The organism is Irregularibacter muris, from assembly GCF_024622505.1.
GTDB lineage: Bacteria > Bacillota > Clostridia > Eubacteriales > Garciellaceae > Irregularibacter > Irregularibacter muris.
In genome coordinates this window covers 66,763-82,726 of sequence record NZ_JANKAS010000011.1, presented here as the reverse complement: position 1 = coordinate 82,726, position 15,964 = coordinate 66,763, and the positions used below count along the sequence as shown (strand labels likewise).

At 34.9% G+C, this 15,964-nt stretch carries 14 protein-coding genes; 3 read left to right on the top strand and 11 right to left on the bottom strand.

Annotated elements, in window-relative coordinates; genetic code table 11:
- Positions 1 to 101 precede the first annotated feature (101 nt).
- The 11 genes from NSA47_RS11645 to NSA47_RS11595 form a co-directional block, all read right to left on the bottom strand.
- Positions 102 to 1,472 (bottom strand): permease family protein, encoded by a 1,371-nt coding sequence (locus NSA47_RS11645; protein WP_257532176.1) that lies wholly within the window; start codon positions 1,470 to 1,472, stop codon positions 102 to 104.
- A gap of 16 nt (positions 1,473 to 1,488) precedes the next feature.
- Positions 1,489 to 2,787: an acetyl-CoA hydrolase/transferase family protein gene (locus NSA47_RS11640; RefSeq protein WP_257532174.1), complete on the bottom strand. Its 1,299-nt coding sequence runs from the start codon at positions 2,785 to 2,787 to the stop codon at positions 1,489 to 1,491.
- Positions 2,784 to 3,068 carry a hypothetical protein gene (locus NSA47_RS11635; RefSeq protein ID WP_257532172.1) on the bottom strand — a complete coding sequence of 95 codons (285 nt, stop codon included), beginning with the start codon at positions 3,066 to 3,068 and terminating at the stop codon, positions 2,784 to 2,786. The genes NSA47_RS11640 and NSA47_RS11635 overlap by 4 nt, the downstream gene beginning before the upstream one ends.
- Positions 3,052 to 3,354 (bottom strand): NifU family protein, encoded by a 303-nt coding sequence (locus NSA47_RS11630; RefSeq protein WP_257532170.1) that lies wholly within the window; start codon positions 3,352 to 3,354, stop codon positions 3,052 to 3,054. Before NSA47_RS11630 ends, NSA47_RS11635 begins: the two co-directional genes overlap by 17 nt.
- 50 nt (positions 3,355 to 3,404) lie before the next feature.
- On the bottom strand, positions 3,405 to 4,859 hold the full coding sequence (locus NSA47_RS11625; protein ID WP_257532168.1) for a 4-hydroxyphenylacetate 3-hydroxylase family protein: 1,455 nt from the start codon (positions 4,857 to 4,859) through the stop codon (positions 3,405 to 3,407).
- A 456-nt stretch (positions 4,860 to 5,315) separates the two neighbouring features.
- Positions 5,316 to 6,761 carry a sigma-54 interaction domain-containing protein gene (locus NSA47_RS11620; RefSeq protein ID WP_257532166.1) on the bottom strand — a complete coding sequence of 482 codons (1,446 nt, stop codon included), beginning with the start codon at positions 6,759 to 6,761 and terminating at the stop codon, positions 5,316 to 5,318.
- Between the two features lie 348 nt (positions 6,762 to 7,109).
- Positions 7,110 to 9,773, bottom strand: coding sequence for an ABC transporter permease (locus tag NSA47_RS11615; protein WP_257532165.1), 2,664 nt, complete (start codon positions 9,771 to 9,773; stop codon positions 7,110 to 7,112).
- Positions 9,767 to 10,450: an ABC transporter ATP-binding protein gene (locus NSA47_RS11610; RefSeq protein ID WP_257532163.1), complete on the bottom strand. Its 684-nt coding sequence runs from the start codon at positions 10,448 to 10,450 to the stop codon at positions 9,767 to 9,769. The genes NSA47_RS11615 and NSA47_RS11610 overlap by 7 nt, the downstream gene beginning before the upstream one ends.
- 73 nt (positions 10,451 to 10,523) lie before the next feature.
- Positions 10,524 to 11,597: a sensor histidine kinase gene (locus NSA47_RS11605; protein WP_257532161.1), complete on the bottom strand. Its 1,074-nt coding sequence runs from the start codon at positions 11,595 to 11,597 to the stop codon at positions 10,524 to 10,526.
- Positions 11,594 to 12,295 carry a response regulator transcription factor gene (locus NSA47_RS11600; protein ID WP_257532159.1) on the bottom strand — a complete coding sequence of 234 codons (702 nt, stop codon included), beginning with the start codon at positions 12,293 to 12,295 and terminating at the stop codon, positions 11,594 to 11,596. Before NSA47_RS11600 ends, NSA47_RS11605 begins: the two co-directional genes overlap by 4 nt.
- Before the next feature lie 167 nt (positions 12,296 to 12,462).
- Positions 12,463 to 13,044, bottom strand: coding sequence for a CDP-alcohol phosphatidyltransferase family protein (locus NSA47_RS11595; protein WP_257532157.1), 582 nt, complete (start codon positions 13,042 to 13,044; stop codon positions 12,463 to 12,465).
- Between the two features lie 232 nt (positions 13,045 to 13,276).
- Here NSA47_RS11595 and NSA47_RS11590 point away from each other — a divergent pair, with 232 nt between their 5' ends.
- The 3 genes from NSA47_RS11590 to NSA47_RS11580 are packed head-to-tail and all read left to right on the top strand — an operon-like array spanning position 13,277 to position 15,718.
- On the top strand, positions 13,277 to 14,287 hold the full coding sequence (locus tag NSA47_RS11590; protein WP_257532154.1) for an ABC transporter substrate-binding protein: 1,011 nt from the start codon (positions 13,277 to 13,279) through the stop codon (positions 14,285 to 14,287).
- Positions 14,262 to 15,038: an ABC transporter permease gene (locus NSA47_RS11585; RefSeq protein ID WP_257532153.1), complete on the top strand. Its 777-nt coding sequence runs from the start codon at positions 14,262 to 14,264 to the stop codon at positions 15,036 to 15,038. Before NSA47_RS11590 ends, NSA47_RS11585 begins: the two co-directional genes overlap by 26 nt.
- Entirely contained in the window at positions 15,035 to 15,718 is a 684-nt protein-coding gene (locus NSA47_RS11580) for an ABC transporter ATP-binding protein (RefSeq protein WP_257532151.1), read from the top strand. The genes NSA47_RS11585 and NSA47_RS11580 overlap by 4 nt, the downstream gene beginning before the upstream one ends.
- Positions 15,719 to 15,964: the final 246 nt, after the last annotated feature.

The window sequence follows — 15,964 nt, the reverse complement described above, 5'->3', positions numbered from 1 at the left end:
GTTGGCTTTTTACTGGCCAACACCAAGTCCTATAGAGCTGAAACAAAAGAATCCTGTCAAGCCCTCTATATGAATAATTACATTTTTTATGTTTTTAATGATTATGCTTCTACTTCTGACACTTGGGTTAAATCAATATCCTTATTTTTTTTAGAGGCTATTAATAGAACATGTAAGATAATTCCTATGGCTAATCCCCAAGCGGCTCCTTTAACTGCTAATACTGCTGCCATAACACCAGCAACGCCTCTTTCTGTGTCCGTGGTCAATGTATTCATCGCCAGTCTGGTACATACAAATCCTTGCACCAGCATAGTCAATGCTAATGCAACAGGTAATACAGGCTGAACTAAAGATACAATGGGTACTAAAGTAACACATATAAATGTCGACCATCTAAAGGTCCCTACTCCACCAAATATGGAATCCATCACCTTACGTCCTTCTTTATATCTTTCAGAGACAGCTGCTGTTACCGCTGACCAAAGTGGTCCACATAGAGGAACATATGGTGAAATAAGTGCCATAATTAAGTTTCTAATTCCGCTAATTAAATTTGATCGATTTGAATTAAAATCAATTTTTTCATCCATCCTTACTTCATCAGCCTCGCCTATTAATGCTTCACTTGTGACAAAATCACCAAATGCAATTATGTACACCATGATTGCCATTGGTATAGCCGCTATAAAGGCATCTATTCCCGGAAATCCTACTCCGAAGGGACTTACCGTTCTAATAATTCCTGCAAAATCAGGAATTTTTATTATTGAACCCACTTCTATCTGAGGGATAGGTAATTCTCCTGCAAGAGGCCCAATAATTATACTGATGATGATCGCTGGTAACATCCCATATTTCCCGAATCTATAGGCTACTTTATTTTTTTTCTTTAATTTCCTAAAGCCTTCAGAAAATAATATATAATAAGATACAATCGCACCTATGGTTATAGCAATGGGATATATACCAAATCTTCCTCCTGCAGTAAACTCTCCAGTAATTGCTGATATACCTGCACCAAGTAATATTCCCCCTTTAACAGAGTTTGGTACAATGTTCATAATCTTTGCTGCTCCACCAGAAATCCCCATAAACAGAAAAATTATTGATAGCAGCAGTTGTAAGGCGATAAGCACATGTATTCTTTCAGGTCCTTCAACAAAGTTCATTAAAAAAGCTGTAGTCAATGGTATAGATGGTGTGATCCACCCTGGAACAACAGGATCTCCCAAAAGAGCGTGTAAACTATAGAGTAGTCCATTAATTATAACCATACTCCATGCAATTTCAAAAGATACCCCTATTACATCAGTCATAATCGGTATGGCTCCCAAACACGTAGCACACATTAGAATGCCTTGTAATGCTTCTGACCATTCCCATTTATAATGTATAAAAGGTATTCTAATCTTAAAGATGCCTGCCGATAAATATGGTTGTTCTTCACCACTTTGCCTATATTTAGCCATGATTTACCCCCCTGTTTTAAAATCTAGCTTTAAACCTTTTTTCATATTCATTAATTAGGCCGCCTTGGAAATCCGGATGGGCAATGGTTATTAAAGCTTTTGCTCTCTCTCTAAGGGTTTTGCCTTTAAGTCTAGCAATTCCATATTCCGTCACGATATAATCTACATCGTTTCTAGAAGTTGTCACTGCAGCTCCTTGGTCTAGTAAAGGCACTATCCTGGAAACCTTCCCTCTAGCAGCAGTGGAAGGTATTGCTATTATTGACTTACCCTCCAATCCCATACTTGCTCCTCTCACGAAATCAACTTGCCCACCTACTCCACTAATCTGTTTCAGTCCAATGCTTTCCGAAGCCACTTGCCCCATTAAATCTACTTGTACACAAGAATTAATGGATACCATCTTATGATTTTGCATAATGATTAAGGGATTATTAACATAATCTACCGGGCGCATTTCTATAGAAGGATTATTATTTGCATAATCATATAATCTTTTACTCCCCATTAAAAATGCGACTACCGATTTTCCTGGATGAAGAGTTTTTTTCTTATTTGTAATTACTCCAGCTTCTACCAATTCAATTACTCCATCAGATATCATTTCTGAATGTATACCTAGATCCTTTTTATCTTTTAAACATAAAAGAACGGCATCCGGAATCGAACCTATTCCTAATTGAAGTGTAGAACCATCTTCTATCAAAGAAGCACAATATCTTCCGATTTCTTTTTCTACCTCTCCAATCTTAGCAGGCGGTAATTCTATAACCGGATGAGAGTTTTCTACAAGAAAATCTATATCTGATATGTGGATAAAATTGTCTCCCAATATTCTTGGCATTTGATCATTTATTTCTGCAATTACCCTTTTAGCTGATTCAGCCACAGGCTTTGTATAATCATTTGAAACTCCAAAACTACAGTATCCATGTTCATCGGGAGAAGACAATTGGATCAAAGCAACATCTACAGGAATACTCTCCTGTAAAAGTTTGGGAACTTGATAAAAGAAACAAGGAGTAAAATCTGCCCTTCCCGATTGTATAGCATCCCTTGTTACTCCACCAGCAAAAATTGCATTATGCCTAAAATAAGGTTCCATACCCACTTGTGCATATTCGGCTTTTCCCATGGGTACCAAGTGTACTATTTCCACATCTGAATATCTCTCTCTATTTTTAACCATTGCATCAAGAATAAAAGATGGTTCCCCAACAGCATGACCTACCGCAACTCTATCTTTGGGTTTAATGTACTGTATAGCTTCATCCGCTAAAAGTAATTTTTCCTTATAAATGGATTGCCAACTCATTTTGCAGCCCCCTTTTTTATTACTTTTTCTAACTTAGATTCTAGATCCTCGTAATCTTTTAGGTCTCTGATTATCATTTTCCCAAATCTTCCATTCAGATGTTTGTGATTTACACATGAGCTTGGACAACCAGATAGTACAATGACAAAATCACACACTCCGTCCTGATCTAAATTTGTAACAAAATTAATATTGCTAAACTTTTTATTTAATTGCTCTATTACTTTATTTCTATCATATCTTGAATTGCATCCCCCACAATATTTAAGACATATATTCATCTTTACTCCTGCTTTTTTTATTTAATATTTCCTTTGCCAATGTATATAAATCTTCGCTTATATCCTTATTTAAAATAACCTCTTTAATCTCTGGAATATATTCTTTTAATTTACTTTCAATGATATCTTGAGCCGTCAATTCAGCAGATGGACAATTTTGGCAATGCCCCAATAGCCTCACGTAAAGGGTTCCATTATGATAAGATACTACCTCCATATCTCCGTAATGGCTTAATAAGTAAGGTCTTATTTCTTTTTTAATTACCTCTTCAATTTTATTTAACATCTGTACTATGCTCCTTTCGTCAGGCCATGGGATATTGTGATGAATGAATGCTATTCTTTAATATTGGCTATTGTTTTTGCTAATTCTTTCTTATGCTCTAGGTTTCCTTGTCTAGAAATCATAATTCTTTGGGCTTGAGGTGAACCAGCACCATGCATTGACTCAGTTCTATAGCCTACAGCTGCTGTTCCTAAGGATAAGTTTTCTATTAATCGTAGAATTCTTAAGCGATTTTCTGTTGACACTGATTTTACACCCTTTAAGTATTTCTCTACGTATTTTCCAACTTTTTCATCTCTTAAATCCTGCTCAGAAGGTGCGGTGACCATAAGTCCTCCTGCGATATCCTCAGCCAATCTTACAATTTCATAGGGGAATCTAGTCACATTTTGCTTGCATACATTGGCAAGTAAAAGATCTATAATATAATTTCCTGATTCTGTTGGATACCCTTCTGATGAACAAGCTATTCCGCAAGAATATAATGTTTCATTTAAGTGGGTCATTTCAATTAATTTATCCTTAATATGGGAAACCCTAGGTACTCCGTTATATTCTGCTATAAGAGCAGCGGCGCCGATTAAAACATCTCCTACCCCTACCTTACACCCACCATAACTTTGTCTATGATAACCAGCAAATCTTTCTACTAACATCCCTGCAAATTCTGTTTCACCATTTAAGAAAATTCTTTCATTGGGAACAAAAACATCATCAAAGACAACCAGTGCTTCCATTCCACCAAATTCTCTGTTTCCTAAGTCCATATCTGCATTTTCTTCTAGTTTTCTCGTATCACAGGATTGACGACCAACAATAATAATAATGCCTTCTGTATCTGTTGGTACTGCAAAAGAAATGGCATAATCTTTATCTTCGGGCTTCATGGCTTGGGTAGGCATAACTAAGACCTCATGAGAGTTTGTCATGCCGGTTTGGTGACATTTTGCTCCTCTGACAACCACTCCATCCTCTCTTCTTTCCACAACTCTTAGATATAGATCTGGGTCTGCTTGTTTGCTTGGGGGTAATCCTCTATCCCCCTTTGGATCTGTCATTGCGCCATCTACAGTATAATCATTTTCCTCTACAAACCTCATAAATTCTTTAAATCTTTTGTGATATTCCGTTCCATATTTTTTATCGGTTTCATAGGTAGTACTGTACTCGGCATTAAAGGCATCCATTCCAACACATCTTTGAAAACATGAAGCTGTTTTTTGCCCTAGTAGTCTCTGCATTTTTACTTTTTTGACTAAATCCTCAGTACTCATATGAATAGTATTAAAGCGATTAATTTTATTGCCAGTAATTGCCGATGTGGTTGTCATTAGATCCTCATACTCTGGTTGTTGAGCTAATTCATAGGTCATTTTCACTGAATTCATAGAAGGACGTAATATTGGATTGTCTACAACATTTTCTACTTTTTCACCAAACATATAAACCTGTAAGTTTAATTTTCTTAAACTCTCTTCGTATTGCTCTCCTGTCATCAAAGCCATTAATATCATCCTTTCATTTTATTAATTTAACCTGTTATGCTCGTTAAATGGAGATTTGTTTTATTCAAAGGGTTAGAGAATGCTCATGAAGCTAGGTAGGCGTCTTCAGTCAGGTGTTTGAGTGAAACGAGTTTTTGACGCTGCCTATATAGCAGAATTTACAAACCCTTAGCCGAATAACTGCGACAAATCGAAGTTTAACTAGCACAATGAGTTAATTTAGATCTACCTAAAGAAAGTTGCAATATCTATGCCATTCTTTTTAAAAGGGCTATTTTTCAGAATATCAGGCCTTTTATGGACATTTTTTTAACGATTATGAGTAAATAAAAAAAGCTATTGGCTCAATCTAGTTGCATTTTTGCAACTAAATTGAGATTAGCTTTGTATAAACCAATACTTCTATGATGAATATATCATTTTGTTGCATTTATGCAACAAATGCACTAATGCAACTTAAATACAATTATATCTTTTTCTTTTTCTTACGAAAGTAGATGGATGCATTCCTAAATAATTTGCTGCATCTCTTACATTATTGAATTTCTCATAGGCTCTATCCATAATATTTTTTTCATACTGTTTGATTAATTTATCTAAATTTATACCACAGGTTGAAAATTCAACTTGTGGCATGGTTAAAGAAAGATCCATTTCAACGGGTAAATCTCTAGGCGTTATTAAATCTGAATTACTCATAGCTACAAGTCTTGTAATTATATTTTTAAGCTCTCTTATATTCCCTGGCCAATTATACTTCGTAAGAATTTTAATAACATTTTCATCTATCTTTTTATTAAATCCAAGTTTTAGATTTAGCTGATTCAGAAAATGTTCAATTAATAATGGAATATCCTTTGGTCTTTCCCTAAGGGGAGGGATATTTAAGGGTACAACATTTAATCTATAGTATAAATCTTCTCTAAACAGCTTTCTTTTAACCATATCCTGTAGATTTTTATTGGTAGCAGCTATGATTCTTACATCTATTTTGACGGGCTTTGTTCCTCCAACTCTAACAATTTCATTTTCTTGTAGTACCCGCAAAAATTTAACTTGCATATCTAAAGAAAGTTCTCCTATTTCATCTAAAAAAACTGTTCCTCCATTGGCTGTTTCAAAAATACCCATCTTACCTCTTTTATCTGCTCCACTAAAGGCTCCCTTTTCATATCCAAATAACTGACTTTCTATAAGATTTACAGGTATGGCTCCACAGTTTACTTTTAAAAAATACTTGTCTCGTCGATTCCCATTTTCATATATATATCTCGCTATAACTTCTTTACCAACCCCAGATTCCCCCAATAATAGAGTTGTTAAATTCATAGATGCAACCTTTTTGGCTCTTCTTATTATTTCTAACATATTTTTATCTTCGGTAATTATTTTTGAATATCTACGGGCTTGTGATTTAATTGACTCAATTTCAGAATGATACCTTTTTGTTATTTCCTCATTCCTAACAAGTTTTTCTGTCAATTCATTTAATTTAGTGATATCCCGAACATTGGTCACGACCATATTAATATTATTTTTTTCATCAAATACTGGATTAGAAGATACTAATACCGTTTTGCCATTTTTAAAGGTTTGTTCTATTGTCACAGGCTTCTTTTTTCCTAATACTAATAATGTTCCTGATTGAGAAATGATGCCCTCTTTTACGATGTCTTTCATATTTCTTTCTAGCATATCTTTCCCTTTAACACCGGTTATTTCTTCATAGGATTTATTGACTAAAATTGTGTTGGCATTTCCATCAGTTATGTAAATTCCATCATAGGAATTTTCAATAACTGCATCAAGCTGTTTACATATAAATCTCATTCTTTCTATCTCTTTATTTTGGTCCCCACTTTTTTCCTTTAATGAAGGTATACTCTTATTATATGTATACATTTAAATTCCCCCCGATATAATAACCTTGGTTATTTTCTTAACTATTTAAATATCATCAATATTATAATCGTAATTTCATTTATAAAAATTTTCGAGACCATTTCATTTTTTAAATTCTTGTTTTCTAGAAAAGATATCTCCTATTTTATCTATTGTTATCAATAGTATAGCATGTTTTTTAAGGAAATTATAACCAAAAAAAATCTAGGTCAAGCCTAGATTTCTTTGGTTACTTAATTACTCATCTCCAAGTTTACTATTCTTTATTATAAAAATTATTTCCTTAAAATGACATTCGATCCATCACACTGTGAAAGAATTGTCACCCTCTCTGCCGTGCCTCTGTCACTATTCAACAGCTTTTATGGCTTCTGTTATTTCTATTTTATCCACTTGCCTTCTAGGGCCTATTGTGGCGATATAGCCTAGGGCTAAGTTAATCAAAATGACTATGGCAAAGGATTTCCATTCGATGAAAAATTCTTTTATAGGTAATGGAAAAGGCCACACATAGAGAGGAAAGATATATCCTTTATAGATAAAAATACCTAATTCAATCACTAGGGCGATGATACAGGAGAATATAGCCGATACAGTTCCATACATCAATCCCTCAAACCTTATCATTCTCCTAAATTGTTTTTTCGTGAGTCCTATAGCTTTCATCATCCCATGCTCTCTTATTCTGGAGATGAGATTATAATTAATGTTGTTATATATACTTAGCCCACTAATGAGAATTAAGATAATGGCTATGGAGCTTTTGAGCAGATCATCGGTGACGATAGACTTTTCTTCTTCCAGTCGATAATCATAAGCATCCACGAATAAGGTATCCTCGAATTGCTCTGACAATTGCTGAATTTCTTTTTTAACTATTTTATAATCTTGTTGATGGGTATCCTCTTTTAAGTTTATCCTCACTGCCCGATAATTGTCGATCCCAGATATTTCTTTAAACATATTTTCTGATATCAATAGGTAAGGTGCTATTAGAGTCCCTGCTACACTTTGATCCCTATATTGGTCTGGCAACTCCTCCACTATCCCTATTATGGTAAATTCCTTTTCCAAATATTGAGAAGCATATTGTTTATGTTCTGCTAAAAGTTCCTTATTGTCTATACCTTCACCATACCCTTTCTTTGGTACAGACAATTTAATCTTATCCCCAATTTTCACATTAAGTACCGGCTGATATTGCCCCTTAGCTTTTTCATCATAGGGAACTCCATTTTTTTTGGTTTTGGGAATATGAATGACTGCTAGGGCTTCATCTTTCATTTTCCATGTATCGATTTCCTCATTTTGCAATATTTTAAAGGTTCTCCTTAGATATTCCAAATCTTTATCAGATAATCCAGATACCGTATTTCTGATGATGACTTCATCTTTGGTATTTCCTTCGAAGGAGAAGTCTCCTACAAGGGGTTTTGGAAAACCTTCTTTATTCATGAAATGGATATAGTTTTCAGCATTTGCTTTGTTTAACTGTTCTTTCTTTAAAATGAGTTTTGAATAAGCAATTTGTGCAGAGGATATGTTGTCCACCTGGGGTAGTTTTCCGATTTCTTCCAATTCTTCTTGGCTAAAACCTTCCTTCATGGGCTGATCCATATCGATATTCAAAAGAAAATCACACCAGGGGGATTTATCTCCAATGCTTTTCAATGCCTCTATACTTCTTGTATTTAACTCCTCTTGAAAGGATTGAACCATAAAAAAGGTAGATCCTATGGCCATGGCGATTATGGTAAAGAGTAAAACTTTTTTATTTCTTTTCATATTTTTATAGGATATTTTTTGGGGCATGGTCATAAATCTTTCAATAAAACTTTTCTTTACCCTTAATTTGATCTTCTTATCTTGGGTACTTCTATTCATGGCTTCTATAGGAGTTACTCGATTGGCTAAAATGCCTCCCCTTAATCCCGCCAAGAGTATAGAACCGAAGGTGGATAACATCGCTAGTTTAATAGCAAAACTTGAAATAATGATGATATCTAACCGATAATTTGCCTCTGTCACTAAGCTTGCCATGGCACTTCCTTTGAGGGAATAGGTCAAAAATACTCCTGTAAATATACCTAATAACGCACCTATCACATATACCATACATATTTCTGATAAGATCACATATAGAATTTGCTTTTTTGTGCTGCATATGGCTCTCATCATTCCGTATTCCTGTACCCTCTTTAATACCGAAATACTATAAAGGCTATAAATAACCATTCCTCCTACCACAGTAAGCAGTAAAGAAATTTTCACTAAATTCCAGTCTATCGCATTAAGTTCTCCCATGGCCTCCAGGAGCATTTCATTGAGTTCTATTTGTTCTTTTTCTTTAATCCCTATAGCTTTTCCTAATTTTGTTGCCTCAGTTTTATATTTTAATCCCTCTTGAAGCTCTACCAAAGTCTCTACAGAACCTTCACCATCAGCTAATTTCCCCTCATCAAAGGCCATAAAGGCATCGCGAAAATCATGGCTTTGGCTATGGAGTCTATTTTTAATAATCCCCACCAAGATGAACTCTTTTTCTCCATTTTCTTTTGAGGATAATTTGATGGCTTTGTTTAGCTCATGGGATAAATCCAATCTATCTAAAACCCATTTCTCCATGGCAATTTCATTGGACTTAGTTGGATATTTCCCCTCTAAGATCTCGGTGTCTAGCATATATAAAATTTTTTCGTCTCCACATGAAATATCTACTTTTACACCATTTGTACTTTTCCAAGTATCATAGGAAAAACGGCTTGTCACTTCTTTTACCTTGGTTTCCTTCTTGATTTGATTAACTTGACTTTTATTTAACCCTCGATAAAAAACATGATTTTTACCTACATTTTGCCTCATATCCTCCACTTGTAGTACCCTTGCACTTTCAGATAATGAACCTATGGTCACTACCAAAAAGACACTAAGGGCAATGCTTAATACCATGGCAATAGATCTTTTCTTATATTCTTTGATATATTTCCACCCAATTTTTGTATATCTTAGCAAAGGTCTTCCCCCTTGCTCATCAACTTCCCATCTTCAATTCTTATTATTTTGTCTGCCATTTGGGCTAGTTTGTCATCATGGGTGATCATGACTAGGGTTTGATGATATTTTCTCACTGACTGTTTTAAAAGATTGATTACCTCTAAGCTGGTTTTGGAATCCAGATTTCCCGTGGGTTCATCCGCAAGGACGATAGAGGGTCTAGTAACAAGGGCTCTTGCAATGGCTACCCTCTGTTGTTGTCCCCCAGATAGTTGATTGGGAAGGGCATTTTTCTTATCATAAATCCCTAAGGTTTTCATAAGTTCTTCCACAAACTCTTTATCTATGGCCTTTAAGTCAAATTCTAAGGGCAGGGTAATATTTTCCCATACATTTAATACTGGAATTAAATTATAGGACTGAAAAACAAAGCCCACTTTCCTTCTTCTAAATATGGCTAAATTTTCATCCTTCATTTTGTAGATATCCTTCCCATCGATAAAGACTTGTCCATCAGTGGGTTTATCCAGGCCTCCCATCATATGAAGCAGAGTAGTTTTCCCAGAGCCAGAGGAACCTACAATGGCTACAAATTGCCTTTCTTCTATGGATAAATCTATTCCATTTAAAGCCTTTACTAAATTGGACTCTTTTCCATAATATTTTTTTAATGCCTTGGTTTCTAATATTTTCATTTTTGCTTACCTCCTTTTGTTCAAGGATAGCATCTGTAGTTTACAAAACCATTTCATCTTCTTGACAGTTTTGTCATGTGAAGAGTAAAGTAAATTTGCTTCCCTGTCCCTCTTTAGAGGTAACCATAATCCCTCCCCCTTGTTCTTCCACTATTTTCCGAGTAAGGTATAGCCCTATCCCAGAGCCTTCAGCTTTCTTTATGATTTCTGCCTGTCCTCTATAAAATCGTTCAAAAATCTTTCCCCTATCTTTTTGTGGGATTCCAATCCCCGTATCTTGGATATCTATTTTTATATAGGTTTCTAATTTTTCCAGGGAAATGTGAACTTGTCCATTTTCAGGAGTATACTTAATGGCATTATCCAAAACATTAAATATGGCCTCTTTGGTCCATTTGGTGTCATGGTCTATATAAATGCTTTCTAGGTTATTTATGTTGATCTCTATGTTTTTTTCTAAAGCATCCAGATAAACCCCATTCACAGCCTCCAGTATAGTTTTTTTAATATTCTCTTTCTCTTTTTTAAGTTGTATAATACCTGATTCCATGGTGGATATTTTAACTAGGGAATTGGCCAACCATTCCAGCTTATCCACTTCATTTTCTGTTCTTTTAAAAAATTCCTCTTCCTCTTGTTTTTCTAATCCTCCTTGAATTAATAGGGAGTTAAATATCTTTATGGAAGCCAAGGGGGTTCTGATTTGGTGAGAAATATCGGTAACTAGGGATTTTACCTTTTCTTTTTCCGTATTGATATTGTCCATGCTTAATTGTACTCTTCTAGACATTTGATAAAATTGAGATTCCAGCCTAGATAGAATACCTTCCTGGTCCACATTTGAAATAATGGAAAAATCCCCATCCATAATTCTATCAATGGCTAGGGACATCTTTTCTAATTTATTTATGATCTGTTTCAGTACATATATAAATAAAATAACATTTAATGCAATAACCAAAAGCATGGGGACAATACTTCTCCATAAAAATTGACTCCCAGGACCTTCACTTATCTTTATCCCTCCATTTTCAAATTGACTGATAAAGAAATAATTATTTAAAATTATCATTAAAGTAATAAAAGTAATACCTACGACTAGAATAATAAAGGCTTTTTTTATAGCGGGTTCTTTTCTAAGAATCATTGTCTAATACACCTCTCCGTCCATGTATATCCTATGCCCCGAATAGTCTTGATATATTTAGGTTTAGAGGGGTCATCCTCAATTTTTTCCCTGAGTCTTCTAATATTTACTGGAAGGGTACTTTCATCTAAAAAATCCCCTTCTATGTCCCATAATTGGCTGAAGAACTGTTCCTTAGAAATTACTTGTTGGGGGTTGTCCATAAAATATTTAAATAATTTAAATTCTACTTTTGATAGAAAGATTTCTTCATTATTTTTATATATTCTCATGGTTTTCGGATAGTAAGTGATATCCTTGCATTGGATTTTCTGACTTTCTCTATTTGTAATCCTTCTTCTTAAAACTGCATTAACCTTAGAGATAAGAACCATGAGACTAAAGGGTTTGGGTATATAATCATCAGCCCCTAAATCATAACCCGTAACAATATCTACTTCTTGGATGCAAGCGGTGAGAAATATAATGAAAACATCCGATGACTTCTTGATTTCCTTACAAAATTCAAATCCATCTCCATCAGGTAATCCTACATCTAGTACAATAAGATGAATATTCTCTTCATTATATATCCTTCTGCCTTCCTCTAGGCAAGTTGCTGAAAAAACCCTATACCCTTCTTTTTTCAATGTAAAGCTAATCCCTCTATTTAAGGATTCGTCATCTTCTACTAATAATATATTGATTAAATGATTCATACCATCACCCTTTTGTATTAATAAGTCTATTATAAGGTTAAAAATCATATAAATAAACAAAAAAACAAGGCAAGAATTTTTTCCACGCCCCATAGAAATGATCCACCTCATCAATACAAAAAATCGGAGTATAAAGCTTTTTGCTTTATACTCCGATTTTTTGATATTTAGATAAGCTTTTTATTCCCTTGAGTATCTGAATGATGCATATTTAAAAATACTTTAGTATACATAACAAAGGATAATAATAGAAAAATTCCTGTAATACCCATTAAGAGATGGGTGGTGGCAAGACTGATTCTGGGAAATATAATGAGGACGGTCATGGTTGCATAAAAAACTGTGGTTGAAAGCTTTCCAAACCATAGAGATCCATCCAGCTTCTTTCCTCTACGAAATAGAATAAAGCTGTTAATAGCCATAGAAAGTTCTTTTATCATAAATAGTGCCACTAATATCCACATTTTTCTATAGCGAAACATTAAGGTGAACACAATGGCCCCCTGGGTTAGTTTGTCTGCAATGGGATCGAGAACCTTTCCCAATTCAGTAATCTGATTAAATTTTCGTGCAATCAATCCATCTAGTAAATCTGTTAATCCTGATAAAATAATAATCATTCCAGGGATATAATAATCTCCTGATTTCATTGCATGAATATAGCTAGATATAAAAATAGGGATAAGAATAATACGAGCACAGGATAAAATATTAGGAATGGTAAACCATTCTTTATGATTAAAATTCATGATTAAACTCCTTTCTATAATGCTACAATAATATCATGATTAAAGGGGGCAAGCAATAAGCCTAGCTATCAATTTCCTACTTCAAACAGCCTTTTTCTTGAATTATTGTACTGGGGATGTTAAGATAATGTCAAATCTAAACTTAAGGTTTTTCCTAGAAAGCTTAGAAAAATTCGGGGATTGGATATAAAAAGTTATCTTTCTAAAAAACTTATTTACTGGAGGTTAGAAAATGAAAAAAATGAATTTATTCTTGGTATTCCTATTGGCATTTAGCCTTTTATTTTCAGGTTGTGCTTCAAAACAATCAAATGAAGGTACGCCTACTGAAGCTGTGAAGTCCCTACCAGAAGAACCTACAAAGGTGACTATCGCGGGATTAAAGGGGCCCACTTCCATAGGTATGATTAAAATGATAGATGAAAAAACTTTAAATGGTGATGAATATAAGGTAGACTACATCGCCGAAGGTGCTCCAGATAGCCTAACGGGAAAAATTATCAATGGGGATATACAGATTTCCTCTGTTCCTATCAACTTGGCTTCTGTTTTATACAATAAAACAAAAGGTGCAGTACAAATTATGGGATTAAATACGATAGGAAATTTATATATCGTAGGTAGTGAAGAGATTTCTTCCCTACAGAATTTAGAAGGAAAAACCTTAGGAATGAGTGGTAAGGGTTCTACCCCTGATTATGCAATGAATTATCTTTTAGAGGAAAATGGACTACAAGATAAGGTTGAGCTAGATTATGCCTTAGATCATGCAAGCCTTGCCCAAAGCATTATTGCTGGGGATACCAAAATTGCTCTTTTGCCCCAGCCTTTTGTTACCCAAGTGACCATGAAAAATCCAGATGTCAAAATACTTATGGATTTAAATGAGGAGTGGAAAAAGGCTACCAAAGGAGAAAGTGAACTGATCACTGGAGCCATCATTGTAAATAAAGAATTTGCCCAAAACAACAAGGAATTTGTCTCCGAGTTTCTAAAGCAATATGAGGCTTCTGTAAATTGGGTAAACGAAAATCCTGCCGATGCATCTGTATTGGTAGAAAAAAATGATATTATGCCCAGTGCAGCTTTAGTAGAAAAAGCCATTCCTCACTCTGGCATAACCTACAAGCTTGCCAAGGATGAAAAAGAAAGCATAAACCATTTCTATAAAATATTATTGGATGCCAATCCAGCTTCAATAGGGGGAAATTTGCCTGATGAAGATTTCTATTATTCGGAGTAAATTTAAGAAAGTATTCATAGTATTATTTTGGGTTTTCATATGGGAGATAGTCGCTGGGAGAATCAATCAGGAGATCTATCTCCCTTCTCCCTTTTCCACATGTAAAGCCTTCTATCGCTTATTGTTTATAAAAGATACCTACAGGACCATATTATTTAGCTCCTATCGGACCATTTTTGGATTTATATTGTCTTGCTTTTGGGGAATCGTTCTTGGGTATTTCTGCGGAATCAATGACTTTTTATATGACTTATTCAATCCCTTCATTAGCACTCTCCGCACTGTACCTGTAATGTCTATTATCATCATTGCTCTTTTATGGTTTCAAGATACCCATGTACCCGTATTTGTGGCCTTTCTCATGGGTTTCCCTATTCTATGGATAAATACAGTGATGGGGATAAAAAATACCGATAAAAAACTTCTAGAAATGTGCAAAGTGTATCAGGTAAAAAAGCTCAGGGTGATTCAATCTGTATATTTTCCTTCGGCCTTGCCCTATATAAAATCTGCCATGATCTCTGCATTAGGGATTGGCTGGAAAGTGACATCCGCAGCGGAAGTTTTAAGTCTACCTAAATACTCCATTGGAAGATTTCTTTATGATTCAAAAGTATATTTGGAAGTACCGGATTTATTTGCATGGACTGTGATGATCGTAATCCTAAGCTTCCTCTTCGAAAAAACCCTTATGGGACTACTGGATACAAAATCCTCTAAAATAGATACACATAGGGAGAATCCGTTATGATTGAATTTCAAAATGTTTCCTTTCAATATAATGATTTAGATATCCTAAAAAATTTTCATATTACCTTTAGGAGAAATCAAATTAGCTGCCTAATGGGCCCTTCAGGAGTGGGGAAGACCACCATTGCCAACATGATGGCTAAACTCATCTTTCCCCAGAAGGGTCAGGTTACGGGAATAGAAAACGCCGTATACTCCTATGTATTTCAGGAGCCACGGCTTCTACCTTGGTATAGTGTCTATGAAAGTATAGACTTTGTGTTAAAGGATGTTTACCCTATCCAAGAAAGAAAAAAAGTTGTTTTGAAGTATCTTGAAATGGTAGGCCTTGAAAGTTTCAGGGACTATGAACCTGAGCAGTTAAGCGGTGGAATGGCCCAAAGGGTGTCTTTGGCCCGTGCCTTTGCCTATCCTTCCAATGTCCTCATTATGGATGAGCCCTTTAAGGGCCTTGACATGAAACTAAAGCAGGAGATGCTCTCCTCCTTTCAAAGGCTATGGACTGAAAGTAAGCGAACGGTGTTATTTATTACCCATGATATAGAAGAGGCTATCTCCCTTTCCCATGAAATATATGTTCTAAAAAACTCACCTGTAGAAATTCTTGAAAACATTGTTGGTGTGCAAGGAAAGGATAATCATCTTATAAGAAATAAGCTTCAGAATATCCATCTTCTCTAATCTATATTTCTTTGTTTGAAGCTGTCGCACTACATAATAAGTGCACAGCCTTTTTTAGTATATACTTTATGAGGAATAGGACATATTAGATAAAAAATGCGTCGTAGGCCCCCACTCTGCTTATTAATAGTGGTCCGCTGGACGAGTTAAATTCCGATTTGCCCATGTTCGAGACGAAGAGTTTGTAAATTTGCCATCTAGGCAAGCGTCAAAAACTCGCTACGCTCAAACACTTGACTTAAGGCG

What these genes read in the sequence shown, in the direction of transcription:
- NSA47_RS11645 (WP_257532176.1), bottom strand. Translation starts at nt 1,472, where the DNA reads ATGGCTAAATATAGGCAAAGTGGTGAAGAACAACCATATTTATCGGCA.
- NSA47_RS11640 (WP_257532174.1), bottom strand. Translation starts at nt 2,787, where the DNA reads ATGAGTTGGCAATCCATTTATAAGGAAAAATTACTTTTAGCGGATGAA.
- NSA47_RS11635 (WP_257532172.1), bottom strand. Translation starts at nt 3,068, where the DNA reads ATGAATATATGTCTTAAATATTGTGGGGGATGCAATTCAAGATATGAT.
- NSA47_RS11630 (WP_257532170.1), bottom strand. Translation starts at nt 3,354, where the DNA reads ATGTTAAATAAAATTGAAGAGGTAATTAAAAAAGAAATAAGACCTTAC.
- NSA47_RS11625 (WP_257532168.1), bottom strand. Translation starts at nt 4,859, where the DNA reads ATGGCTTTGATGACAGGAGAGCAATACGAAGAGAGTTTAAGAAAATTA.
- NSA47_RS11620 (WP_257532166.1), bottom strand. Translation starts at nt 6,761, where the DNA reads ATGTATACATATAATAAGAGTATACCTTCATTAAAGGAAAAAAGTGGG.
- NSA47_RS11610 (WP_257532163.1), bottom strand. Translation starts at nt 10,450, where the DNA reads ATGAAAATATTAGAAACCAAGGCATTAAAAAAATATTATGGAAAAGAG.
- NSA47_RS11605 (WP_257532161.1), bottom strand. Translation starts at nt 11,597, where the DNA reads ATGATTCTTAGAAAAGAACCCGCTATAAAAAAAGCCTTTATTATTCTA.
- NSA47_RS11600 (WP_257532159.1), bottom strand. Translation starts at nt 12,295, where the DNA reads ATGAATCATTTAATCAATATATTATTAGTAGAAGATGACGAATCCTTA.
- NSA47_RS11595 (WP_257532157.1), bottom strand. Translation starts at nt 13,044, where the DNA reads ATGAATTTTAATCATAAAGAATGGTTTACCATTCCTAATATTTTATCC.
- NSA47_RS11590 (WP_257532154.1), top strand. Translation starts at nt 13,277, where the DNA reads ATGAAAAAAATGAATTTATTCTTGGTATTCCTATTGGCATTTAGCCTT.
- NSA47_RS11585 (WP_257532153.1), top strand. Translation starts at nt 14,262, where the DNA reads ATGAAGATTTCTATTATTCGGAGTAAATTTAAGAAAGTATTCATAGTA.
- NSA47_RS11580 (WP_257532151.1), top strand. Translation starts at nt 15,035, where the DNA reads ATGATTGAATTTCAAAATGTTTCCTTTCAATATAATGATTTAGATATC.